The sequence below is a fragment of the Saccharopolyspora halophila genome (assembly GCF_039531955.1).
GTDB classification, from domain to species: Bacteria; Actinomycetota; Actinomycetes; order Mycobacteriales; family Pseudonocardiaceae; genus Saccharopolyspora; species Saccharopolyspora halophila.
This window is the reverse complement of the sequence record NZ_BAAARA010000021.1, coordinates 320,381-344,072: the sequence shown is the minus strand read 5'-3', so window position 1 is coordinate 344,072 and position 23,692 is coordinate 320,381. Positions and strand designations below refer to the sequence as shown.

Annotated in this window: 23 protein-coding genes; 7 read left to right on the top strand and 16 right to left on the bottom strand. The window is 69.4% G+C overall.

From position 1 onward, the window contains the following. Positions 1-198 precede the first annotated feature (198 nt). Both ABD289_RS22550 and ABD289_RS22545 read left to right on the top strand, forming a co-directional pair. Positions 199-741, top strand: a complete 543-nt coding sequence (locus tag ABD289_RS22550; RefSeq protein ID WP_344136521.1) for a flavin reductase family protein — start codon at positions 199-201, stop codon at positions 739-741. Between the two features lie 165 nt (positions 742-906). Next, positions 907-2,211 carry an MFS transporter gene (locus tag ABD289_RS22545; protein ID WP_344136518.1) on the top strand — a complete coding sequence of 435 codons (1,305 nt, stop codon included), beginning with the start codon at positions 907-909 and terminating at the stop codon, positions 2,209-2,211. A gap of 10 nt (positions 2,212-2,221) precedes the next feature. Here the strand turns inward: ABD289_RS22545 and ABD289_RS22540 are convergent, their stop codons facing one another. Together ABD289_RS22540 and ABD289_RS22535 are read right to left on the bottom strand one after the other, a co-directional pair. Further along, positions 2,222-3,868: an amidohydrolase gene (locus ABD289_RS22540; RefSeq protein WP_344136515.1), complete on the bottom strand. Its 1,647-nt coding sequence runs from the start codon at positions 3,866-3,868 to the stop codon at positions 2,222-2,224. Continuing rightward, positions 3,865-5,838, bottom strand: a complete 1,974-nt coding sequence (locus tag ABD289_RS22535; RefSeq protein ID WP_344136770.1) for a primary-amine oxidase — start codon at positions 5,836-5,838, stop codon at positions 3,865-3,867. Before ABD289_RS22535 ends, ABD289_RS22540 begins: the two co-directional genes overlap by 4 nt. Positions 5,839-5,912: 74 nt before the next feature. Here ABD289_RS22535 and ABD289_RS22530 point away from each other — a divergent pair, with 74 nt between their 5' ends. Next, the gene (locus tag ABD289_RS22530; RefSeq protein WP_344136512.1) at positions 5,913-6,506 is read left to right on the top strand and encodes a TetR/AcrR family transcriptional regulator; all 594 of its coding nucleotides are present in this window, start codon (positions 5,913-5,915) and stop codon (positions 6,504-6,506) included. A 118-nt stretch (positions 6,507-6,624) separates the two neighbouring features. Here ABD289_RS22530 and ABD289_RS22525 read toward each other — a convergent pair whose 3' ends face one another. The 5 genes from ABD289_RS22525 to ABD289_RS22505 all read right to left on the bottom strand — a co-directional run bounded on the left by ABD289_RS22525 (position 6,625) and on the right by ABD289_RS22505 (position 13,665). Continuing rightward, positions 6,625-8,511 carry an FAD-binding monooxygenase gene (locus ABD289_RS22525; RefSeq protein WP_344136509.1) on the bottom strand — a complete coding sequence of 629 codons (1,887 nt, stop codon included), beginning with the start codon at positions 8,509-8,511 and terminating at the stop codon, positions 6,625-6,627. A 91-nt stretch (positions 8,512-8,602) separates the two neighbouring features. After that, on the bottom strand, positions 8,603-9,670 hold the full coding sequence (gene hpaD, locus ABD289_RS22520; RefSeq protein WP_344136506.1) for a 3,4-dihydroxyphenylacetate 2,3-dioxygenase: 1,068 nt from the start codon (positions 9,668-9,670) through the stop codon (positions 8,603-8,605). 31 nt (positions 9,671-9,701) lie between these two features. Next, the gene (gene hpaE, locus ABD289_RS22515) at positions 9,702-11,195 is read right to left on the bottom strand and encodes a 5-carboxymethyl-2-hydroxymuconate semialdehyde dehydrogenase (RefSeq protein ID WP_344136503.1); all 1,494 of its coding nucleotides are present in this window, start codon (positions 11,193-11,195) and stop codon (positions 9,702-9,704) included. Beyond that, positions 11,192-12,163, bottom strand: coding sequence for a 4-hydroxy-tetrahydrodipicolinate synthase (gene dapA / locus ABD289_RS22510; protein ID WP_344136500.1), 972 nt, complete (start codon positions 12,161-12,163; stop codon positions 11,192-11,194). The genes hpaE and dapA overlap by 4 nt, the downstream gene beginning before the upstream one ends. Before the next feature lie 20 nt (positions 12,164-12,183). Next, complete coding sequence (locus tag ABD289_RS22505) at positions 12,184-13,665, bottom strand: fumarylacetoacetate hydrolase family protein (protein ID WP_344136497.1); 1,482 nt, start codon at positions 13,663-13,665, stop codon at positions 12,184-12,186. 113 nt (positions 13,666-13,778) lie between these two features. Between ABD289_RS22505 and ABD289_RS22500 the strand changes: the two genes are divergently transcribed. From ABD289_RS22500 to ABD289_RS22490, 3 genes are all read left to right on the top strand, one after another. Then, positions 13,779-14,489: a GntR family transcriptional regulator gene (locus ABD289_RS22500; RefSeq protein ID WP_344136494.1), complete on the top strand. Its 711-nt coding sequence runs from the start codon at positions 13,779-13,781 to the stop codon at positions 14,487-14,489. 229 nt (positions 14,490-14,718) lie between these two features. Then, positions 14,719-15,573 (top strand): SAM-dependent methyltransferase, encoded by an 855-nt coding sequence (locus tag ABD289_RS22495; RefSeq protein WP_344136491.1) that lies wholly within the window; start codon positions 14,719-14,721, stop codon positions 15,571-15,573. Positions 15,574-15,699: 126 nt separating this feature from the next. Beyond that, positions 15,700-16,587, top strand: a complete 888-nt coding sequence (locus ABD289_RS22490; RefSeq protein ID WP_344136488.1) for a universal stress protein — start codon at positions 15,700-15,702, stop codon at positions 16,585-16,587. 133 nt (positions 16,588-16,720) lie between these two features. On the opposite strand, the gene ABD289_RS22485 is transcribed toward ABD289_RS22490, so the two are convergent. From ABD289_RS22485 to ABD289_RS22470, 4 genes are all read right to left on the bottom strand, one after another. Beyond that, positions 16,721-17,407, bottom strand: a complete 687-nt coding sequence (locus tag ABD289_RS22485; RefSeq protein WP_344136484.1) for a polysaccharide deacetylase family protein — start codon at positions 17,405-17,407, stop codon at positions 16,721-16,723. A 23-nt stretch (positions 17,408-17,430) separates the two neighbouring features. Continuing rightward, positions 17,431-18,114, bottom strand: a complete 684-nt coding sequence (locus ABD289_RS22480; RefSeq protein WP_344136481.1) for a glycoside hydrolase family 11 protein — start codon at positions 18,112-18,114, stop codon at positions 17,431-17,433. Positions 18,115-18,301: 187 nt separating this feature from the next. Beyond that, on the bottom strand, positions 18,302-18,556 hold the full coding sequence (locus ABD289_RS22475; protein ID WP_344136478.1) for a hypothetical protein: 255 nt from the start codon (positions 18,554-18,556) through the stop codon (positions 18,302-18,304). A gap of 11 nt (positions 18,557-18,567) precedes the next feature. Then, on the bottom strand, positions 18,568-18,804 hold the full coding sequence (locus ABD289_RS22470; RefSeq protein ID WP_344136475.1) for an alkaline phosphatase D family protein: 237 nt from the start codon (positions 18,802-18,804) through the stop codon (positions 18,568-18,570). A gap of 251 nt (positions 18,805-19,055) precedes the next feature. On the opposite strand from ABD289_RS22470, the gene ABD289_RS22465 reads away from it, so the two are divergent. Further along, a complete protein-coding gene (locus tag ABD289_RS22465) occupies positions 19,056-20,369 on the top strand; it encodes an MFS transporter (protein WP_344136472.1) in 1,314 nt (437 codons plus the stop codon). A 117-nt stretch (positions 20,370-20,486) separates the two neighbouring features. On the opposite strand, the gene ABD289_RS22460 is transcribed toward ABD289_RS22465, so the two are convergent. The 5 genes from ABD289_RS22460 to ABD289_RS22440 form a co-directional block, all read right to left on the bottom strand. Beyond that, positions 20,487-20,738: a hypothetical protein gene (locus ABD289_RS22460; RefSeq protein WP_344136469.1), complete on the bottom strand. Its 252-nt coding sequence runs from the start codon at positions 20,736-20,738 to the stop codon at positions 20,487-20,489. 103 nt (positions 20,739-20,841) lie between these two features. Next, a complete protein-coding gene (locus ABD289_RS22455; protein WP_344136466.1) occupies positions 20,842-21,015 on the bottom strand; it encodes a hypothetical protein in 174 nt (57 codons plus the stop codon). After that, positions 21,015-21,353, bottom strand: a complete 339-nt coding sequence (locus ABD289_RS22450) for an STAS domain-containing protein (protein WP_344136463.1) — start codon at positions 21,351-21,353, stop codon at positions 21,015-21,017. Before ABD289_RS22450 ends, ABD289_RS22455 begins: the two co-directional genes overlap by 1 nt. 336 nt (positions 21,354-21,689) lie before the next feature. Continuing rightward, positions 21,690-21,893 carry a cold-shock protein gene (locus ABD289_RS22445; protein WP_344136460.1) on the bottom strand — a complete coding sequence of 68 codons (204 nt, stop codon included), beginning with the start codon at positions 21,891-21,893 and terminating at the stop codon, positions 21,690-21,692. A gap of 323 nt (positions 21,894-22,216) precedes the next feature. After that, positions 22,217-23,635 carry an APC family permease gene (locus tag ABD289_RS22440; RefSeq protein ID WP_344136457.1) on the bottom strand — a complete coding sequence of 473 codons (1,419 nt, stop codon included), beginning with the start codon at positions 23,633-23,635 and terminating at the stop codon, positions 22,217-22,219. Positions 23,636-23,692: the final 57 nt, after the last annotated feature.

The following is a 23,692-nucleotide window of genomic DNA, read 5'->3' as shown; positions in this document are numbered from 1 at the left end:
TCCTGCTACCCGGGGCACCGGTGCGGGCCACCGCCCGCTGTCCCACGGCTGCACGCCTCTGTGCAGCCACCGCACGGCGCTCGGATCGCCGGTTCCGGCCGTTGCCGCGGGTTCCGGCCGGTCCATAACGTCGGCTTCCACCTGGCGCCGCGCCCTTCCGGACGGTCGGCGGCCACGACACCCCAGGAGCGATCGACGATGACCGCACCCTCCACGAACCACGACGCCCGGGCGACCACCGACACCTCCCCTCCCCGGCCGCTGACGCAGGTGCTGCGCGGCTGCCTGGGCCGATTCGCCACCGGCGTCGTCGTGGTCACCTTCGACGGCCTCGACCACGGCACCACAAAGCGGCACGGCCTGACGGTCAACTCGTTCACCTCGGTTTCGCTGGACCCGCCGCTGGTGCTGGTCGCGATCCAGCGGTCCGTGCGCGCGCACGCGCTGCTGGCGGGCAGGCCCTTCACCGTGAACGTGCTCGGTGCCGAGCAGCGCGACCTCGCGATGCACTTCGCGGGCAAGCCGAACGCGGAACCGGAATGGGTCGAGGGCGCGCACGCGCCCCGGCTGTCCGGGCCGGCCTCCTGGTTCGAGTGCACGCCCTGGGCCGAGCACGACGGCGGCGACCACACGCTCTTCCTCGGCAGGGTCGAGGACTTCGACTACCGCCGCGGCGACTGCCTGGGCTTCGTCGACGGCGGCTTCATCACCATCCCGGAGCCCGCCGGCGGGCGCGAATGACCACCCAGGACGCCCCGCGAAGACTGCCCATTCATCAGCTCAGCTTCGATGGATCCGAGGTTTTTACTTCTTTTCCGCACGCCGACCCGGTGGCACAGTGAGTCCAATTCGACCCGGACGCACCGGTCAGACGGGCCGTGCGGTCCCAAACCTCAGGAGCATCGCGTGGCAGCAACGACGCGCCAACGCAGCGCACAGGATCGACCGATCAGCCCGTTGAAGGTCGCCTCGGCGAGCTTCGTCGGCACCGCGATCGAGTGGTACGACTACTTCATCTACGGAATGGCGGCGGGAATCGTCTTCGGCCCGCTGTTCTTCCCCGCCTTCTCCTCCACCGCCGGAACGCTGGCCGCGTTCGCCACCTTCTCCATCGGGTTCCTCGCCCGGCCGCTGGGCGGCGTGGTGATGGGTCACTTCGGCGACAAGATCGGCCGCAAGTCCATGCTGGTGACCTCGCTGCTGCTGATGGGCATTGCCACCGCCGGGGTGGGTCTGCTGCCGACCTACGAGACGATCGGGGTGTGGGCACCGATCCTGCTGGTCACGCTGCGGTTCGTGCAGGGCATCGGCGTCGGCGGCGAGTGGGGTGGCGCCGTGCTCATGGCCGTCGAGCACGCACCGCCGGAGAAGCGCAGCTTCTACGGCAGCTTCCCGCAGATGGGCGTGCCGGGCGGTCTGCTGCTGGCCAACGTCGTGTTCCTGACCACCTCCGGGCTGTTCCCCGGCGATGCCTTCACCGATTGGGGCTGGCGAATCCCGTTCCTGCTCAGCGCCCTGCTCGTGGCGGTCGGGTTGATCATCCGCGTCAGCGTCAGCGAGAGCCCCGAGTTCACGGAGGTCAAGGACAAGGGGACCGAGGAGCGGCTTCCGCTGGTCGTGGTGCTGCGCGAGCATCCCCGTCAGGTGCTGCTCGCGGCGGGCGCCTTCCTCGGCAACAACACCATCGGCTACATCTTCATGGCCTACCTGCTGTCCTACGGCACCAAGACGCTGGAGCTCTCCCGGGCCACCATGCTGACCACCACGCTGATCGGAGCGGCCGCGTGGCTGTTGGCCATCCCGTGGGCGTCCCGCCTGGCCGACCGGCACGGTCGCGAGCGGGTGCTACTGCTGGGCTCGGTCGGGCTGGCCGCCTGGATGTTCGTGCTGTTCCCGCTGGTGGACACCGCGAACATGGGTCTGATCATCGTGGGGATGCTGGGCACGGCGTTCTTCCTCGGCGTCACCTACGGGCCGATGGCCTCGCTGTTCTCCGACCTGTTCGCGGCCAGGGTGCGCTACAGCGGCGCCTCGCTGGGCTACCAGATCGGCTCCATCCTCGGCGGCGGCATCGCGCCCACCCTGGCGACCGCGCTCTACGCCACCACCAGCACCTCCACCCCGGTCACGGCCTATCTCGTCGTGGTCGCGCTGATCAGCCTCGGCTGCCTGGCGCTGATCGCCCGGGACCAACGCGCGGCCACGACGTGAGAAGGGACGTTCAGCGGCCCTCGCGCACGAGCTCGCCAGCGAAGTACGTGCGCAGCACCTGCGTGTCGTGGATCTGGCCGGGGTCGATCTCGAAGAGGTTCCGGTCCAGCACGATGAAGTCGGCCGCGTAGCCGGGAGCGAGCTTGCCAGCCACCCCGCCGATGCCGATGGCCTCGGCGGGGCCGGTGGTGAACGCGGTGATCGCCTCCTCCAGCGTGAGCCGTTGCCCGGGGTTGAGCGTTCCCGGGAAGCGCTCGTCCGGATTGCGGCGGGTCACCAGCGTTTCCAGGCCCGTCCACGGATCCGGGGTCGGGACGGCGCACGGCCAGTCCGACCCCGCGGCCACCACCGCTCCGCTGTCGACGAGATCGCGCACCGGCCAGGACGATTCGACGAGCTCCGGCTCGACCTGCGCGGCGATGCTGTCCTGGATCACGTTCGGGAACCAGATCCCGGGCGACAGGTCGGCCGCCACGTCGAGCTGCGCGAAGCGGGCGATGTCGTCGGGGTGGATGAACTCGGCGTGCGCGATCTGCAGTGGATTTCCGCTGCCGCCGTTGCGAATCCGCTCCGCCGCATCGAGAACGAGGCGCGCGGCGGCATCTCCGGTCGCGTGCAGCTTAGCACCGAGCCCGAGTTCGGCGCACCGCTCGAGCTGCGCCACCAGATCCTCGAACTCCCAGTACATCTCGCCCCGGAAGGGTGCCGCGCCGTGCGCGCACCGGTAGGGGTTGAGCAGCGCCGATGTCCGGGTCATCGGGACGCCGTCCAGGAAGATCTTCACGAAATCCGGCCGGACCAGCTCACCGCGCAGCTCGGCCACCTCCGCGATGAGATCCTCGCCCACGACGCCGTCCTCGATGAACGGACGTACCGGAGGCGACAGCACCACCCGAGCGTTGAGCTCTCCGGAGGACTCCAGCGCGGCGAGCGCCCGGGCCGGGTCGAGCATGGTGGCCGCCTCCTGCGCCGAGGTGACCCCGTAGGAGTTGAGCACCTCGATCGCGGTGGCCACCGAGGTGGCCGTCCTCGCCCGCGGGTCGGTGATCGAGCCGGCGAAGGCGGCTTCGGCCGCGCCGGAGGCCGATTCGTGCAGCACCCCGGTCAAGCGACCCCGCGCGTCCCGCACGTACCTGCCGCCGTCCGGATCGGGGCTGTCCGGGCGCACGCCCATCAGTTCGAGCGCCCGGGAGCTCACCCAGCGGTTGTGCATGGTGTCGTCGCGCAGCAGCACCGGACGGCCTCCCCCGGCCTCGTCCAGGCGCGCGAGCGCGTCCGCATCGGTGAGACCGTCCATCACGGTGCTGCCCACGATCCCGCCGACCACCCAGTCGTCGGGTTCCAGGCGCGCCGCCCATTCGCCGACCTTGCCGAGGATCGCGTCCAGGTCGTCGGTGGGCAGCAGCGGCAGCTCGAAGGCGGCCTGGCTCCCGCCGAGGTGCAGGTGCACGTGCCCGTCGACCAGGCCCGGCATGATCATGGCCCCGTCGGCCTCGTGCACCCGGGTCTCCGGACCGGCCAGCGCCTCGACCTCGGTGTTCGCGCCGACGGCCAGGAGTTCGCCGCCGCGTGCGGCCAGTGCTTCGGCCCACGGTCTGCCGGGATCCTGCGTCCAGATCCGCCCGCCGGTCACGATCAGGTCCGCTGGTGGAGTCATGACCGCTCTCCTTCCTGAAGGTGGCAATGCCCGGACGGCGGCGGCACGTCGAGCGTGGGATTGCGGTCGAAGAACCCGACCGGTTTGAGCGTGAAACCGGTGCGGTCGACCGGCATGATCGGCCAGTCCTCCGGCCGCGGGACATGAGTGAGCCCGAAGGTGTGCCAGAGCACCACGTCCTCGCCGTCGAGCGCGCGGTCCTGCGCGGCGTAGGCGGGCAGCCCGGCACCGCCGGCGTGCTGGTTGACCAGGTCGCCCGCGGCGTATCGCTCGGCGGGGTCGGCCCGGGTGACCCACAGGTGCCGGGTCGCGAAGGCCGCTCGGCGGGCGATCGACGAACCCGGGTCTGCCAGCAGCGTGGGCAATCCCTCCGGGAGCAGCGAATACGCGACCGGACGTCCGAGCCGGTTGTGCCGGTCGGGGTTGACCACGTGCCACACCCGATTGCCGGACGGATCCGCATCGCGCTGGGCCGCCGCTTCGGAGGCCAGCACCGTGCTGCGCGTGGTGAACGCGTTGCCCCGGGCGTTTCCCTCGCCCATCGGCACGCGTCGCACCTCGACCTCCTCGACCCGGTTGCGGGTGCCGTCCACGTCCATGTCCAGGCGGGCGCTGAACAGGTGCTGGTGCAGCGGAGCGCCGAGCCCCGGCCCGATCGGCGAGGCGTAGGGGTGCTCGCCGCCGTCGTGCGCGGAGGTGAACACGACTCCAGTGGCCTTGACCTCGAAGCCGATCGTGCCGTCGAGGTAGAAGTACCAGTAGAAGCCGTAGTCGTAGTTGCCGATCGTGGTGAAGAACGAGACGACCAGCCGCCGCTGGCGGCGCGTCTGCGCCGAGCCGGACCACAGGTCGGTGTGCTTCCACAGGACCCCGAAGTCCTCCTCGTGGATGCACACCGCGTTGGGCAGCGTCCTGGGCTCGCCGTTCTCGTCGGCGATCACGGCGTCGAGGTAGGTGATCTCGCCGAGGCAGTCGCAGCCCAGCTCGAGCGCGTTGGCGTACCGGCCGACGAGGTATTCACCGGTGTCGAAGTAGTTCTGCCACGAGCGCACCGGGGACGGGTCGGCGTAGGGAACGACCATCTCGGCGATCGACGCGCGGTAGACGATCGGCCGGGCCCCGTCACCCTCGTCGAACCCGATCTGGTGCAGCACCAGGCCTTCGCGAGCGTCGAAACCCACGCGCAGCGACCACTTCTCCCAGCTGAGGAGATTTCCGTCGAGCTCCAGGCTGGAGCCTTCGGGCTGGGTGATCTCGATCGGCTTCTGGGTGCCGCGCTGCGGCCCGGTGACCTCGGGATCGTCGTAGTTGCCGGATTCGCGCGGGACCGGCACCGGACCCGTGTCGATCACCCGGTCCACCACCCGGTTCATGGTGTCCACGTAGGCGACCAGCCCGTCGATCGGGTGCGCCCAGGCCGAATCGATCTCCTCCTCCTGGAAGAAGGCCAGACCGCGCAGGATCCGGCGTCCGGCTTCGTCCGGGTACTCGTCGGCGTAGACGCCCGCGGACAGGGGCGCGACCCGGACCTGCGCGACGTCCAGGCCGCGCGCCTCGAGCGCCGCGACCCAGCGCTCGTCGGTGGACAGGATCTCCTCGACGAGGCCGAACTCGGAATCCAGCACCGGCAGCTGGCCAGCCACCGCGGTGTCGATCTCGGTGACCGAGAGCACTTCCCGTTCGGTGACGTCCACGCGCACGTCGCGCGAGACCCGGGTGGCCAGGTCCAGCAGCAGGAGCCGGAACCGGCGGTTGACCGCAGCTCCCCCGGCGTGGGCGAGGACTCGATCCTTGTCCGGCTCGTCGAGCCCGACGTAGACGAAGCGGGTGCTCTCGGCGACCAGCCCGGCCTGCGCCGCGATGCTGCGGGCCTCGCGAATCTCTCCAACGGCAACGAGTTCGAGCGGATGCTTGACCACGTGGGCCTCCCTGGCGTTGCGTGCCGACCAGTTTACTGAGCGCTTGTACAAAAACAAGGGATCGAGGTCTCCTCCGGTCACCGCAGCGGACCTCTACTCTGTCGGCGAGGAGAGGAGTGCCCGCCGTGCCCAAAATCGTCGACCACGAAGCCCGCAGGCGCGAGATCATCCGGGTGGTGTGGCGGCTGATCGCCGAGGAGGGGATCCAGGCGGTCACCACCCGCCGGATCGCCGAGGCCGCGGGATTCGCCAACGGAGCGCTGCTGTACTACTTCCCCAACAAGGACGCCGTGCTCACGGCGGCGTTCCAGCACATCTTCGAGGCCACCAACGCCCGAGCCGACGAGGCCGCTCCCGAACGGCGCGGACTCGCCGGGATGCGCACGCTGTGCCTGGAGATCATGCCGCTCGACGAGGAACGCGTGGTCGAGGCGCGACTGGCCATCACCTTCTGGCAGCAGGCGCTCAACTCGAACGACAAGGCCACCGTGCACGCGGGCTTCACCAACCACTGGCGATCCGAGCTGACCACGCGGCTCGAGGAGGCCCGGCACGACGGCGAACTGGCCGACTCCGTCGCCATCGACGCCACCGCCGACGAGCTGCTCTCGATGCTCACGGGCCTGCAGATACTCGGCGTGCTCTCCCCCTGCGAGGCCACGCCGGAGCGCCAACTCCGCCAGCTCGACGAGTTCCTGACCCGCCTCCGCCGGACCTGAGCTTTGCCGGCGGCGTCGGCGCGCGGGCGTCCACCACCCCGAAAACCCTCGAAAACGCGACCCGGAATTCCAGGCTTTTCGGGGTGTGCGTGCGCGTCCCACCCGGTGGCGTCGGGGGTTATGGGGTGAAGACTCCCGCGAAGAAGGCGGCCAGCTCGCCGGTGGCCCGCAGCGGCAGCACGGTGGCCACGTAGTGGTCCGGGCGCACCACGACGATCGCCCCGTCGCGGTCGATGCCGCGCGCCTCGAAGATGTCGTCCGCGGGGTCGGCCGCGTAGACCTTCTCGTAGTCGACCAGCTCGTACGGGCCGACCTTCGGCAGGTACGCCCGCGGCACCGAACCGAGATCAACACCGGTGTGGTCCTGCTGGTAGATCACCTTCACGTCGAACCACGCGTCGATGTCGCGGTCCTCCGGCGTCCGGGCGACGACCGGGGACTCCGGCGAACCCGCGATCCACTCCGCGAAGTCGGTCGCCTTCGAAGGCTCGCCCGCCCGCGGCCGGTCGGCGAACGCGTAGATCCGCCACCGCCCGTCGGCTCGGTGGTGATGCCCGAGGTGCACCGGGTTGCCATCGCAGACCCGGGTGACCGCGTTGGACTTGAACCGCTTGCCGACCGGGAATCCCGTCGCGCGTTCCTGGTGCGCGTCCGAGCCGGTGATCATCGACGGCTGGTACTGCGTCATCAGACCGGCCGGGAACTCGGCCGTCTTGACGTAGAAGTCCTCGAGCTCGCTGGGGTCGTCGAGCTCTTCGGGCTTGGCCGCCATCAGGCTGGACCACTTGCGGTCGAAGTCGATCAGGTCCTGGGCGATCACCCGGCGTTCCGCGGAGTAGGTGTCCAGCAGCGCCTCGTCCGCGCGTCCGTCGAGCACGTGCCCGATCTTCCAGGCGATGTTCCACCCGTCCTGCATGGACACGTTCATGCCCTGCCCCGCCTTCGCGCTGTGCGTGTGGCAGGCGTCGCCGGTGATGAACACCCGCGGTGTCCGCGCGCCCACGAGATCCTCGGGCACGTCGTCGAACTTGTCGGTGAGCCGGTGCCCGACCTCGTAGACGCTGCGCCAGGCCACGTGCTTCACCGTCAGCGTGTACGGGTGCAGGATCCGGTTGGCGCGGGCCTCGACCTCCTCCTGCGTTGTGCTGCGCACCGAGCCGTGGTCCTCCTCGGAGATCTCGCCCAGGTCGACGTACATCCGGAACAGGTGGTTGCCCTCGCGCGGGATGTGCAGGATGCTGCCGCCGTCGTGCGACTGGATGGCGCACTTGGTGCGGATGTCCGGGAAATCGGTCTCGGCGAGCACGTCCATCACGCCCCACGCGTGATTGGCCCGGTCTCCCGCGAGCTCGCGCCCGATCGACTCGCGCACCTTGCTCCGCGCGCCATCGCACCCGATCACGTACTTCGCCCGAACCGTCCGCTCGGCCCCCTCGTCGGCACCCGAGGTGCTGCGCAGGGTCACCGCGACCGGGCGTTCGGCGCCCTCGGAGACCTCGAGGCCGACGAACTCGTAGCCGTAGTCCGGCACCAGACGGGCGGGCGCGTTGCGCGCGGCCTCCGCGAAGTAGTCGAGCACGCGCGCCTGGTTGACGATCAGGTGCGGGAACTCGCTGATCCCGGTCGGGTCGTCGGGAGCGCGCGCGGCGCGCACGATGTTCTTCGGGTTCTCCGGGTCCGGTTTCCAGAAGGCCATCTCGGTGATCCGGTAGGCCTCCTCGGTGATGCGGCCCGCGAAGCCGAACGCCTGGAAGGTCTCCACGCTGCGAGCCTGAATCCCGTCGGCCTGCCCGACCTCGAGCCTGCCCGGCCTGCGCTCGACCACGCGGGTGACGACGTTCGGGAACTGCGCCAGCTGAGCGGCGGCGATCATGCCGGCCGGGCCGCTGCCGACGATCAGGACATCGACCTCGCCGGGAAGCTCCTCGGGACGGTCCAGCCCGACGCCCGCCGGCGGCTGGACGCGCGGATCACCGGAGACATATCCGTGGTGGTGGAACTGCAACGGGCTCTCCTCACCTCATCGTGAGTTCTGCGCACGTGGTTTCGGTGGTCGCCGCGGGCGGGCCGATGCGCACCCGCCCGCGTTCCCCGCCTCAGAGCGAGGTGCCCAGCTTGAATCCCTTTTCGACGTCGCCCTTGCGGGTGTAGGAGAACCCGTCCGCGCCGACGGTCACCGCCATCTCCTCCGCTTCGGTGCGCTGCTGCACCGGCTGCGGTTCGCCGTCGAGATCGAGCACCGGCGAGGCCTCGGTGTACCAGGACGGCACGACCGGGTTGCCCCACCAATCGCGCCGCTGGTTGTCGTGGACGTCCCAGGTCACGACGGGGTTGTCCGGGTCACCGGTGTAGTAGTCCTGGGTGTAGATCTCGATGCGGTGCCCGTCGGGATCGCGGATGTAGAGGTAGAAGGCGTTGGACACGCCGTGCCTGCCCGGCCCCCGCTCGATGACGTCCGACATCCGCAGCGCGCCGAGCTTGTCGCAGATGGAGAGCACGTTGTGCTTCTCGTGGGTGGAGAAGGCGATGTGGTGCAGCCGCGGGCCGTCGCCACCGGTCAGGGCGGTGTCGTGCACGGTGTCCTTGCGCCGCAACCAGGCCGCGTAGGTGGTGCCCTCCTCGTCCTTGATGTCCTCGGTGACGCGGAAGCCCAAGTCCTCCAGGTACTCCCGGCCCTTCGGCACGTCCGGGGTGACCTGGTTGAAGTGGTCGAGCCGGACCAGCGCGCCCGGGGTGTAGAGGTCGTAGCGCCATGCGAGCCGCTCCACGTGCTCGACCTCGTAGAAGAACTCGTACGGGAAGCCCAGCGGATCGGTGACCCGGACGGAATCGCCGATGCCCCTGGCGAACCCGTCGGCGCGACGTTCGACGCGGCAACCGCGCGCGGTGAACCACTCCTGCGCGCGGTCCACGTCCTCCGGGGTGCGCACCCGGTAGGCGAACGCCGCCGCCGCGGCGACCGGGCCCTTGCGCAGCACGAGGTTGTGGTGGATGAACTCCTCGAGGGTGCGCAGGTAGATCACTTCGTCGTCCTCGGCGGTGACCACCAGGCCGAGCACGTCTACGTAGAACTCGCGCGCCGCGGCCAGATCGGTGACCACCAGGTCCAGGTAGGCGCAGCGCACGATGTCGGGCGGGGTGGTAGCGGACCGGGAAGCACTCATCGTTGAACGTTCCTTCGCTGGAAAAGCCTTGTCAGGCACCGAACTTCGGGGTGTGCACGGGGGCGAGCGAGATGTGCATCGCCTGCTGATCGGAGTAGAAGTCCAGCGAGCGGTAGCCGCCCTCGTGCCCGAGGCCGGACGCCTTGACGCCGCCGAAGGGCGTGCGCAAGTCGCGGACGTTGTGCGAGTTGAGCCAGACCATGCCTGCGTCGACGCGCTGGCCGAAGTTGTGCGCGCGTTCCAGGTCGGAGGTCCACACGTAGGCCGCCAGGCCGTACTTCACGTCGTTGGCCAGCCGCAGCGCTTCCTCGTCGCTGTCGAACGGCGTGATCGCCACCACCGGGCCGAAGATCTCCTCCTGGAAGATCCGCGCCGTCGGCGGCACGTCCACGAACACCGTCGGCTGCACGTAGTTGCCGGATTCCAAGCCGTCCGGACGTCCGCCGCCCGCCGCCAGTTTCGCCTCGGTCTTGCCGAGTTCGATGTAGCCGAGCACCTTCTCGTGGTGCTCCGGGTGCACCAGCGCGCCGACCTCGGTGGCGGGATCGTGCGGGTTGCCGACCTTGACGTTGTCGGCGCGCTCGACGTAGCGACGCACGAACTCGTCGTAGATGCTGCGCTCCACCAGGATCCGGCTGCCCGCGGTGCACCGCTCGCCGTTGAGCGAGAAGACGCCGAAGACCGTGGAGTCGATGGCCGCGTCCAGATCGGCGTCGGCGAAGACCACGGCCGGGCTCTTGCCGCCGAGCTCCATCGACAGGCCCTTGAGCGTCGGAGCGGCGTTGGCGAAGATCAGCTTTCCGGTGTCGGACTCGCCGGTGAACGAGATCAACCGCACGTCCTCGTGCTTGACCAGCGAGTCGCCCGCGCTCTCCCCGATGCCGTTGACGATGTTGAACACGCCGTCGGGAACTCCGGCCTCGCGGAAGATCTCCGGCCACAGACCGGCCGAAAGCGGCGTGAACTCGGCGGGTTTGAGCACCACCGTGCAACCGGATGCCAGCGCGGGCGCCAGCTTCCAGCTCTCCAGCATGAACGGCGTGTTCCACGGCGTGATCAGCCCGGCGACGCCCTTGGGCTTGCGGTTGACGTAGTTCACCTGCTTTCCGGGCACCTTGTAGGTGTCATCGGACTGAGCGACGATCAGGTCGGCGAAGAACCGGAAGTTCTCCGCGGCGCGCTTGGCCTGCCCGAGCGCCTGGGTGATCGGCAGCCCGGTGTCGAAGGTCTCGAGCTCGGCCAGCCGCTCGTTGCGGGTCTCGACGATGTCGGCGATGCGGTTGAGCACCCGCGCCCGTTCGCGCGGCAGCATTCCGGGCCACGGGCCCTCGTCGAAGGACCTCTTCGCGGCGGCCACCGCGCGGTCGACATCGGCGGGCTTGCCCGCCGAGGCCTCCAGGTACGCCTCGTTGGACACCGGGTCCAGGACCTCGAAGGTGTCGCCGTCGAGGCTGTCGACGAACTCGCCGTCGATGAAGTGCTGGATGCGCTTGGGCAGATCTGAGGGCACGTGCTGGATCGTCATGCTCGGTTCCCTCCGGCGATGGTGTGTTCTTCCCGGACCGGCGAGAGGTGCTCGGAGCCCTCCGCGAGCAGTGCGCGGATCTTCTCCTTGCCCGGATCGGTCGGCCCGATCAGCGGCGGGCGGACGTGCCCGGAGCGGATCAGCCCGCGCTCGGCCAGCACCCACTTGACCGGCGCCGGGTTGGTCTCCACGAAGATCAGATCGACCAGCGGGTGCAGGCCGTAGTGGATGTCCAGGGCGTCTTCGAGCCGCCCCTCGCGGAACGCCTGGTACATCTTCTTGGTCGCCCCGGGCGCGATGTTGGCCGTGGCGCTGACGAACCCGGTGCCGCCCAGCGCCAGCAGTGGCAGGCACAGCAGCTCGATGCCCGACCACACCAGCAGATCGCGCCCGGCCGCCTTGATCACGCGCGAGAAGTGCTCGAAGTCCTTGGTGGTCTCCTTGATGCCGACGAAGTTCGGCACGTCGCGGTGCAACCGCGCGACGGTCTCCGGGGCGATCTCCACCGCGGTCCGGCTCGGCACGTTGTAGGCGATGATCGGCAGTTCCGGGTACTCCTCGGCCACCGTCTTGTACCAGACGTAGAGCGCTTCCTGCGTCGGCCGCGCGTAGTACGGCGTGATGATCAGCGCCGCGTCCACGCCCGCCTCGTAGGCCGCGCCGGTGAGCTCGATGGTCTCGTCGAGCTTGGCCGATCCGGTGCCGGGCACGACCGGTGCGCGGCCGTCTGCGGTCTTGAGCACCGTGCGGATCGCCGCCGCCCGCTCCTGGATGGTCTGCGCGCTGGGCTCACCGGTCGACCCGCCGATCGAAACCCCGTCGGATCCCTGCGCGAGCTGCCACTCCACCAGGTTGGCCAGCGACTCGTGATCGACCTCCCCGTCCTCGGCGAAGGGGGTGATAACCGGGGCGATGGATCCGGTGAGCTGTTCGGGACGGGTGCGCCAGGCGCCCGATTGGTTCGTCATGTGGATCCTTCCTGCGGGGTTCATGCCTCGCGCTCGGCCTCGTAGCGGCGGCGCCACTCACCGGTCAGCGGGTAGAGACCTTCCACGGCCGCTCCCTCGGCGACGCGGGCGGCGATCCAGGCCTCCTCGGCCTCCTGCTCGATGGCGGAGTCCAGCACCTCGGCCAGCAGCGCCGGCGGGATGACCAGCACGCCGTCGTCGTCGCCGACGATGACGTCGCCTGGTTGCACGGTCGCTCCGCCGCAGCCGACCGTGATGTCGCTGTCCCAGGGCACGTGCTTGCGACCGAGCACAGCCGGGTGCGGGCCGCCGGAGAAGGTGGGGATGTCGAGCTCCCCGACGGCGCTGTAGTCGCGCACACCGCCGTCGGTGACGATGCCCGCCGCGCCCAGCACCTGCGCGCGCAGCGCCAGGATGTCGCCGACGGTGCCGCTGCCGCGCTCGCCGCGCGCCTCGACCACCAGCACATCACCGGAGCCGAGCGAGTCGAAGGTGCGCTTCTGGGCGTTGTAGCCGCCACCATGACTGCGGAAGAGGTCTTCGCGATGCGGCACGAAGCGCAGCGTGCGGGCCCGCCCGATGAGCTTGCTGCCCGGTTTGTTGCTGCGCAGGCCGTCGATGGACAACTGGTTGTAGCCGTGCTTGCGCAGCTGCGCGGACAACGTGGCGACCCCGACCCGGTGCAGCTTGGCGATCAGGTCCTCGGTGAGCTCGAACGACGGCTCCAGCCCGGCGGCTTCGCGGCTGCCCCACGCCTCGGCCCGCTGCCGGTCGTCGACCGCGGGCTGAGCGCTGTACTCCGGCAGCGGCTCGGTGCCCTCGACCACGGACGTGCGCAGCCTGCCGGTGCGGTGCTCGGTGCCGGGCACGTCGACCTCCACCTCGACGACATCGCCCGGCTCGATCACCGAGGACCCGGCGGGCGTGCCGGTGAGCACCACGTCGCCGGGTTCCAGCGTGATCAGCTGGGAGAGGTCGGCGATCAGCTCGCCGAACGGGAAGACGACGGTGCCCGCCGAATCGTCCTGGACCTGCTCGCCGTTGACCCAGGTGCGCACCCGCAGCACGGCGGGGTCGATCTCGGCGGCCGGAATGCTCGCCGGCCCCAGCGGCGTGTAGCCGTCGCCGCCCTTGGAGCGCAGGTTCGAGCCCTTGTCCGCGACCCGCAGGTCGTAGACGCCCAGGTCGTTGGCGGCGGTCACGGCGGCCACGTGCGACCACCCGTCCTCGGGCGCGATCCGCCGGGCCCGGCTGCCGATGATCAACGCGACCTCGCCCTCGAAGGCCAGCAGCTCGGCGCCCGGCGGCCGCTCGACGGTCTCGCCGGTGGCGGCCAGCGAGGTCACCGGCTTGAGGAAGTACGACGGTTTCGCGGGCGTCCGGCCGCGCTGGGCGATCCGCGACGGGTAGTTCAGGTGCAGCGCGAGAACCTTGCCGGGCCGCCCCACCAGCGGGTGGTGCGCGAGGCCTTCGGCCGGAGAACGAACGGCATCGTACGTCATGGCGCTGGATCGTATATGATCCCATATCTGATTACAATCGCCGAGCACGGCGGATCCGGGAGCGGATCGCGGCTCGGGCAGGATCGAGTGCCGCAGCAGCGAAACGAGGAACGATGACCACCGACGCGCCTGCCGATGACGCCACCACCAGCAAGTCCCAGCTCGCCTACGAGTGGCTTCGCGACCGGATCGTTTCGCACCGCTTCACGCCCGGCTACCGGTTGGTGCTCAGCCAGCTGGCCGCCGAACTCGGCGTCAGCACGGTCCCAGTCCGGGAGGCGATCCGCAGGCTGGAAGCCGAGGGGCTGGTCACCTACGAGAAGAACGTCGGTGCTCAGGTCGCGTTGGTGGACGAGAGCGAGTACGTCACCACCATGCAGACCCTCGCGGTCGTCGAGGGCGCCGCCACCGGCTTCTCCGCTCCCCTGCTGGCCGGTGAGGACCTCGCCAAGGCCCGCGCGGTGAACCAGCGGATGCGGGACAGCCTCGAGCACTTCGACCCGCGCCGCTTCACCGAGCTCAACGAGGAGTTCCACTCGGTGCTGTTCCTGCGCTGCCCGAACGAGCACATGACCGACCTGGTGCGGCGCGGCTGGGGCCGGCTGCGGATGCTGCGCGACTCCACCTTCAGCTTCGTGCCAGGACGGGCGGTCCAGTCCGTCGACGAGCACGATCACATCCTCGACCTGATCGAGGGCGGCGCGGACCCGATCGACGTCGAGCTCGCCGCCCGCAGGCACCGCACCGCCACCCTGGACGCCCTCCTGCGGTTCCAGCACGACCAGCAGGAGACCGTCGGCCGAGAGGCGCGGGACGGAACCTGAGCCCAGGCCATCCGGATGCGGCGGGCTGGCGACCGGGACCCGCGATTCGCACGGCAGCGCGGGAATGCGCGGAATCCTCGCTTCGGCGAAGCGATCGGCGCCGAACGCATTCCAGGCGCTCCCGAACGACGGTCATCCGTCCGGTTCTCTCAATTCCGTTCCCGCTCACACGGGACCCGCCATCGATGAGATCATGGGGTGATCCGCAGTCGAGACGAGAGGGACGTAGATGGCCGAGCAAGCTCCCCGCGAGGCCGCTGGGGTGGACGTGCAGCGCCCCAACCCGGGAAGAATCTACGACTGGTTCCTCGGCGGGGATTCCAACTGGGCGATCGATCGCGTCTTCGGCGAACGACTCCTCGGCATGTGGCCGCAGATCGCCGGGGTGGCGCGGCAGAACCGCGCGCTCATGCAGCGCGTCGTCACCGACGCGCTCGACGCCGGCATCCGGCAGTTCCTCGACCTCGGCTCGGGCATCCCGACCATGGGCAACGTGCACGAGATCGTGGAGCAGCACATCGACGAGCCCGCACGGGTCGTCTACGTCGACTCCGAACCGGTCGCCGCAGCCCACACCCGGATCAACCTGCAGGACACCGACTGGGCCGGAATCGTCCAGGCCGACCTGCTGAACTGGCACGAGGTCCTCACCCACGACACCACGCGGCGCCTGCTGGACCCCGAGCAGCCGGTGTGCGTTCTCGCGATCTCGGTCCTGCAGTTCATCGGCCCCGACGGCGACATCCCCGAGGTGCTGCGCAGGTACGGCAGGCGGGTCGCCCCGGGCTCCCGGATCGCCGTCTCGCACTTCGCCTCGGACGTGCCCGACCCCGATGCGCGGGTCGCCATGGAGCGGTTCCGGACCGAATGCGACGTCACCCCCAACCCGCTGTGGCTGCGCGACCGCGAGACGATCACCGGCTGGTTCGATGGGCTCGGCGAGCAGTGGAAGCTGCTCGACCCCGGTGTCGCGCACCTGCCCGACTGGCGCCCGGACCTGATCTCGGACTCGGATGCGAAAGCGGAGGCCGAGAAGATGCGGCCGTTCGCCTGGTGCGGCGTCTCGGAGAAGCACCAGGCCTGATCACCGATCGCGCTTCCGAGCAACCGCGACCACCACGCGTTCGGGCGATGGCTCCGGTTGCATGACCGAGCGCACCGGCGGGTAATCGAGAGGCGAGTCTCGAAGACACGTCGTGAGGTGGAACAGATGACTGATGGGCTCCGCAACGCCGTTGTCGCCGGGTTCGACCTGTCGGAGCCCTCCCGCCGGGCGGCGTACTGGGCCGCCCACGAGGCCTCGCGCCGGAAGCGGCCGCTCGTGTTGTTGCACGTGCTGTCCTGGCCGTTCGAAGACTTCCTGCCGGTGCGGGTCCCGGGCGAGGAGAAGGTCACCGAGCCGCTGCAACGTGCGCTCCAGCGCGAGATGGAAGCGTTGCGCGGCCGCTTCCAGGACACCTATCCGGACCTCGAGGTGGAAGTCCAGTTGCCGCTCGGCGATCCGGCGAAATCGCTGACCGAGCTCTCCGCCGACGCCGAGCTGCTGGTGCTCGGCGGTCCGAAGGTGGGCGCGCAGGTCCACCCGCTGGGCGCCACCGCGGCGGAGCTGCTGACCCGGCGTTCCGGAGTGCCGATCGTCGTCGTCCGCGGCGACGGCTCCCCGAGCGATGACGCACCCGTTGTCGTGGGTGTGGACGGTTCCTCGGTCAGCAGCAGGGCCATCGGGTTCGCCTTCGAGGCCGCCTCGAGCCGCGGCCGCCCGCTGGTGGCCGTGCACTCCTGGAGCGACGTCCCGTTCAACCCCTTCGACTACCTCGACGAGTGGGAGCTGCAGTGGGGTGAGATCCGCGAGAAGTCGCAGGTCGTGCTCTCCGAGTCCCTCGCGGGCTGGCAGGAGCAGTACCCGGACGTCGAGGTCCGCCAGTCGGTCACCGCCTCCGAACCCGTCTCGACCCTCCTCGGCGAGGCCGCGAACGCCTGCCTGCTCGTCGTCGGCAGCCACGGCCGGGGCCTGGTGCGCCGCATGCTGCTGGGATCGGTCAGTCACGGCGTCGTCAACCGGGCGAGCTGCCCGGTCGCGGTCCTGCCCGCGCAGTAGCCCACCGCCCGGGCGCCGAGCGCCTCCACCGGTGTCCCGCGGGGTCCGGCGAACCCGAGGCGACATCGCGGAACCCGCGACACGCGTGTGGCGGTGGCGTTCACCGCCACCGCCACAGCGCGCTCCTCCTCGCCTAGTGCGGAGCGACCGCGCGACCGGTCACCGGCGAGATCGCACCGGAGCACAACCCATTCCCGGCCAGCGTCGCCGCGATTCGGGGGATCGCGGCCAGGGTGTTGGCCGGCCAGTCGTGCAGGAGGATGATCTGGCCGTCGGTCAGCCGACCGCTGGCCGCCACGATCTCGTCGACGCTGGCACCGTTCCAGTCCTGCGAGTCGACGTCCCAGAGCACTTCGCCGAGCCCGTGCGAACGCGCGACCGAGCGCAGCGCGGCGCTCGTCTCGCCGTAGGGCGGGCGGAAGAGTTCGGGCGCCGGGACACCCGCCGACGAAATCGCCCGTTGCGTGCGGGAGATCTCCGCTTCCATCTCCTCCCGGGACAGCTGGGTCATGTGCGGGTGGGTGTAGCTGTGGTTGCCCACCCACATGCCCGCGGCCACCTGCGCCTCCACCCCGACAGGATCAGCAGCCGCGTACCCGCCCCGGTTAAACATCGTGGCGCGCAACCCGTTGTCCTGCAGGGCTTTCAGCAGCTGCGGCGTCGTTTCGCCGGGCCCGTCGTCGAACGTCAGCCCGACGTAGCCGGAGCACTCCCGGTGCTGCGGTGCGGCGGCCGCTGTCGCGGCTCCCGGGACGATCGCCGCGGCCACCAGCGCGGTGACCGCGATGGCGAAGCGGCGCAGTGGTGTTCGGGTGAACATCGAGGCACGTCCTCCCACCGGGATCAGCTGACCGAGATGCTCGAACTGCCGCTGCTCTGGTACCCCTCCGTCGCCATGATCATGTAGTAGTCGAAGCTGCCGAGTTGCAGCCCGTGCCAAGCCCACCCGTCGAAGTGGTTGCCCGTGGTGATGGTTCCGCTCGTGCGGGTCTGCTGCCGGACGCTCCAGTACTGGTCGAAGGTCTTCGTGCCTTCCACCGACGGGGCGTCGTAGCGGGTGGTCTTGTAGACGTCGTAGGTGCTGCCGTCGCTGTCGAGGGTTCCCTGGTACTCGCCCTCGGGCCGGTATGTGCCGAAGTCCTCGACGATGTAGTACTCCACGAGGGGATTCGAGGTCCACCCGTAGAGGCAGAGGTATCCGTTGCCGGAGGGCCGGAACGAACCGTTGTAGCTCACGGTTCGGCGTCCACCGTTGGCCCATCCCTTCCCGAGCACGAAGTTGCCCGTGTCGGACCAATTGCAGCTGTAGGAACCGCCTGCGGACAGGGTCATCGACACGGTGCCCGGGGCATCGGTCCAGAACGAGTAGTAGTAGCCGTTGTGCGTTCCGGTCTGGTTCTCGGTGATCGTCTGGTCCGCCCACGCGGTGCGGGGCAGGAATGCCGAGGCCGCGGTGGCAACGGCGGTCGCAGCGGTACCGAGCAGAACGCCCCGGCGACCGACAGGGCGCGTGAAACCGTCGTTCATCTGTGCTTCCTCTCGTCAAAGCTGGCGGGGAAACCGATCGATCGGTGAATCCGAGTATGTTCCGCTCGCACCACTGCGTCAACGGCAACTTTTTGAAACTGTTTCGTTCGCGGATCGTTCAGATGGCGGTACCGCTGCTTTCATTAACCGCATTTGCCAGCGCTTTTCATCCTCGTCACGAAAAGCGCTAGTGATCGCCTTCGAGCGAACGGTCACACAATTGGAGCCGCACTACGAAACTTTCAGTGGCTTGGCGGGAGAGCTCTTCGCGCTCAGCGCCCGGGTGCACCACCCGCAGTCGCGCGCTGAAGCCGAGCGGCCGGCCACGCGGTTGCTCGACATCGGCGGCGCGGGCTTCGTCGCGCCACGCCCGCTCAGCCGAGGAGACGAGCTCGCCGAGCGCTTCCCGCTGCTGAATCGGCAGCGTCGACGGGAACCGCACCGGTGCGATCGTCACCGGGTTGCCGACGAACTTCCACTGCGCCTGCGAGTTCTCGAGACCGCGGCCAGCCAACGCATTTGGGCATCGCCGGTGATGGTGCGCGACAGGTGGCCGCCGATCGCCGGGTCCAGCGGCGCGGCAACCTGCTCGCTGCGGTAGCTACGCGGGTCCAACATGGACAGTTCGGCCAGCGACCCGAACCCCAGCTTCCGATGCAGCGTGCCTCCTGGCTCGTGCCGATCCGGCATCCACTCGGGCCAGGCCGGTATATGACACTGTTACATGACAGTCGCACACCCGTTCGGATGAACGTTGTTCACACCTCGGCGGAACGCCCGCAACTTCACCGCGGGCAGCACCGGTCCGCGGGCCGCGGAGGCGGAACCGAAAGGGCCGCACGCACCTCTTGTCCCGTCCCGTTCCGATGACTACGGTCCCTAAAACTTACACCGTTAGTTATCTGGACCACAGCCGTTCCGGACATCGGAGGACGACCGAGATGGCCGCTAACGCGACAAGTGCGCGACGAGTAGCATTCGCCAGCCTCATCGGCACGACCATCGAGTGGTACGACTTCTTCATCTACGGCACTGCCGCAGCGCTGGTGTTCAACCAGCTGTTCTTCCCCGAGTTCGACCCGGTCGTCGGTACCGTCGCGGCGTTCGCGACCTTCGCCGTCGGCTTCCTCGCCCGCCCGCTCGGAGGCGTGCTGTTCGCCAACTTCGGCGACAGAGTCGGCCGCAAGCCCATGCTGATCACCTCGCTGATGCTCATGGGCGTGGCGACGCTGCTGATGGGCCTGCTGCCCACCTACGCCACGATCGGGGTATGGGCGCCGATCCTGCTGACGCTGCTGCGATTCGCCCAGGGCCTCGGAGTCGGGGGTGAGTGGGGCGGCGCCGCGCTCATGGCCGTGGAGCACGCCCCGAAGAACCGTCGCGGCTTCTACGGCAGCTGGCCGCAGGTGGGTGTGCCGGCCGGCCTGCTGCTGGGCAACCTGACCTTCTCCGCGATCTCCGCGAGCATGTCCGACGAGACGTTCTTCACCTGGGGCTGGCGGGTTCCGTTCCTGTGCAGCGCGGTGCTGATCGTGGTCGGCTTCGCGATCCGGCTCAAGATCAGCGAGAGCCCGGTCTTCGAGAAGGCCATGGAGCAGAAGGAGCACGAGCGAGCCGAGCGGGTCCCGGTCGTCGAGGTGCTCAAGCGGCACCCGAAGACGATCCTGCTGGCGGCGGGGTCCTTCCTCGCCACCAACGCGACCTTCTACGTCAGCACCACCTGGATGGTCTCCTACACGACCGAGTCGCTGGACTACGAGCGGACCACGATCCTCAACGCCAACGCGCTGCTGGCGCTGATCGACATCCCGCTGATGATGGCGTTCGGCCTGCTGTCGGACCGCATCGGCAGGCGCGGCATGTCGCTGGGCGGCATGGCGGCCCTGGCGCTGTTCGCGGTTCCCTGGATCATGCTGGTGGACAGCGGGATGATCGGGCTGTTCCTGCTCGCCGGGATCGTCGTGCAAGCCTGCCGCACAGCGGTTTACGGACCGCAGTCGGCCTTCTTCTCGGAGCTGTTCAGCACCCGGCTGCGCTACAGCGGCGCCTCGCTGGCCTACCAGCTCGCATCGATCCTCGGCGGCGGCATCGCCCCGATGATCTGCGCCGCGCTGTACGGGGCCACCGGCACGTCGTTCGCGATCGCGGGCTACGTCGTGGTGCTGTGCCTGATCTCGTTCTTGTCGACCTACCTGCTGACCGAGACCTACAAGCGGGATCTCAGCTCGGAAGCCACCCCGGCACCGCAGCACTGAGCCCGCGACGAACTCCGCGCGGAGTCGCCTCGGCGGCTCCGCGCGGTTCTTGGCGTTCACCCGCCTCGCTTCCGCTCAGCAGCGGCCCAGCGAACGGGCCGGGCGAGAGCGAGAGGATCAGGCGGCTTCCGTGTCGAACGGGGTGCACAGCCGATCCATGTTGTCGTCGCTGCGGTCCGCGTGGAAGCTGACCGGGCTCGGCGCCTCTTCCGAGGTGGGCGGCTCGACGAACGCGACGTGGTCCACCGGTGCCGAGCGGCCGGGCTGCTGACCGGCGGCGGCCGACTGGATGTGACGCATCTGCCTGCCCGCGGCCGCGACGCCGGGACGCTGGCGAGTGCCGGGGCGGGTGGGAGTAGCAACGTTCATTTGGAAATCCTTTCAGAAAACGGGTTCTCCGCAACCGCTTCACGGATGAAGCGCTCGCGGAGGCGCCTGCGGGACCGCAGGGGTGCTGTGGGTCGACCCGGCCTCAGCCGCGGTCGGTCACGAGCACGCTGCCCCCGCCGTAGGCGGAAAGTTGGTGGTGAGCGCGGGCGACGGCGTCCATCTCGGTGCCGCTGAGCCGCGCCGTGAGCTGGCCTTCGCCGTCGGTGATCTGCCACGCGTCGTCGGACAACGTCCGCGCGACGTACCTGCTGCGCATCAAGCGATCACTGCCAACGCAGCAGTCCGGCACTCCGGCGACGTCGAAGCGCCACGAGTCTTCGCGGGCCACGAGCGCACACCTGCGGCGCGCAGCGCGCGGTGCACGCCGGGTGCCGCGTTGACGATACGCAGCTCGCATCCGCGATGCAGCGCGTAGGCGTGCGCGGCCGCGAGCAGGTCCACGCCCGTGCTGTCGATCGTCCGGGCCGCGGCGAGGTCGACGACGGTGGCCGTCGGCGCGGTCAGCAGGTCCGGCCACAGCCGCCCGGCCAGCGCGGCGGCCGCGGGTCCGGTGAGTTCGCTGTCCACTGCGAACACCGAAGGAGAGTTGATCATATCGGGAAGGATGGGATTCCAATGCTTTTCGGTTTGAGCAGTCCGGCGCGGACGCAAATGGGTCGCGGCTCGGGCTGGTAGTGCGAACTGTCCGGGAGCGGCTGGCGCCGACTATCGGCGACCGGCTCGGCTCAACCGGGCGAAGAACCAGGATCACGCGGGGAACGAGCCAGCGCACCTGGAAGATCAAGCACCTGCGCTGCTTCGCGACGCGGGTGGTGGTTCGCTCGGCGCATCTCGACCGGCTGCCATGACAGGCGGGAGCGGTGCCGAGCTGAGCGCCGGATGCCTCCGAGAGCCCCCCAAGGCCCCCGGAGGCATCCGGCGATGCGCAACTCAGAGAGCGCGGACGGTCTCCGCCTGCGGGCCCTTCGGGCCCTGCGTGACGTCGTAGGAGACCTGCTGGTTCTCCTCGAGGGTGCGGAAGCCCGTGCCATCGATGGCCGAGTAGTGCACGAACACGTCCGGTCCGCCACCGTCGGGTGCGATGAAGCCGAAGCCCTTTTCGGCGTTGAACCACTTCACGGTTCCGTGAGTCATGTGTGTCTCCTTCGGGAGCTCAGAGAAAGTAACGAGCCACCACACTTCGCGGTGGTCCGGGCCGGGGGATCTCAGACGGCGGCCTACTCCAGCATCACCAAAGACAAGCAGCTCGCCCGCCTCAAAATCCTGCGAGCGTGCGAAACACAAACCCAGAAACAACGACCACCCTGAACACTACACGCCGTGCTCCACCTCGGCCACCCCGCCCCGGCGGAAAAGTTGACCTTTCCCCGTTCGAGTGGACGGCGCCGACGATCATCGCTGTGCATCGGCGTGCGCCGCCCCACGAACAGGCGATCCGCCACCAGCGGCGCCGCGAATCAGGAGTCGACGCGCCGGGTGGCGGACCGCAGCTGGTGCTCGGCATCCGGCCCCGGAGCCACCGCGGGCAGCCGGACGAAGAACGCGACGCCCAGCAGCACCCAGCCGCCGAGGATGATCCACTCGTAGGGCCACGTCAGGCTGCTGGGCATGCCCGGCATGTACATCGCGGCCAGCCCGAGGCTCAGCGCGAAGGCCAGACCCCCGACCGTCCGGCCGTAGCGAACGCGGAAGGGCCGCTGCATGTCCGGCTCGCGCCGCCGCAGCACCAGGAAGCTCGCGGCGACCATCAGGTAGGCCACCGTGATGGCCAGTCCTCCGGCGTTGACCAGCCAGGTCAGCATCGCCTCGCCGAACAGCGGGGCGAGCAGCGACAGCGCGCCGATGAACAGGATCGCGTTGCCCGGCGTGTTGTACCGCGGGTGCAGCTCGCCCAACCAGCGCGGGAGCATCCCCGAGGCAGACATGACGTAGATGAGCCGGCTCGCGCCGATGAGCATGCCGTTCCAGCTCGTCAGGATGCCCGCGATGCCGCCGAGCACCAGCACGCTGCCCATCGTGCGGCTGTTCCACAGCGCCGCCATGCCCTCGCCCGCCGCGAGTTCGGAATCGGCCAGCGTCGCGGCAGGAAGCGCGGAACCCACCGTCAGCATGATCAGCGCGTACCAGACCGCGGCGATGGCCACCGCGATCACCAGCAGCCTGCCGACCAGCCGGGGCGGGAGCTTGATCTCCTCGGCGGACTGCGGGATCACGTCGAACCCGACGAACAGGAAGGGCACCGCGACCAGCACGGTGAACAGGCCCCCGAGCCCCGCGTCCGAGATCAGCGGGCGCATGTTCGCCACGTCCCCGCCGACGAAAGCGCCGGACAGCAGGGCGAAACCGACGGCGAGCAGGAACAGCACCGCGATGGCCTGGAACACCGCCGCGGGTCGCACCCCGATGTAGTTCAGCGCGGTCACCAGGATCGCGCCGGCGATGCCCACGGCCGCCACGCTGGCGAACACGTCCTCACCGGCGACCGACCACAGCCTTCCCGCGGGCAGGTCCGGGAGGATGTAGAGCAGGCTCTGCGGCAGCGCAACGGCCTCGAAGGCCACCACCGAGATGTAGCCCAGGGACAGCATCCAGGACGTCACGAACGCGGCTCGCCCGCCCAGCGCGCGCAGCACGTAGTTGTGCTCGCCGCCGGCGTGCGGCATGGCGGAGACCAGCTCGGCGTAGGTGAGCCCGACGAGACCGACGATCACCCCGCCGACCAAGAACACCAGGGCGGCGCCGAGCGGTCCGGCGGCCTCGAGGAAGTCCCCGGTCTTGACCACCCAGCCGAAACCGATCATGGCGCCGAATCCGACCGCGAGCACGTCCCAACGACCGAGCGTGCGGGCGAAGCCGTCCTGCCGGCTGTTACTCATCGCTCTCCCTGGCTGTGTCCGACGTCACCGAGTTCGGCAAGAGCCTGCAGCAACGAA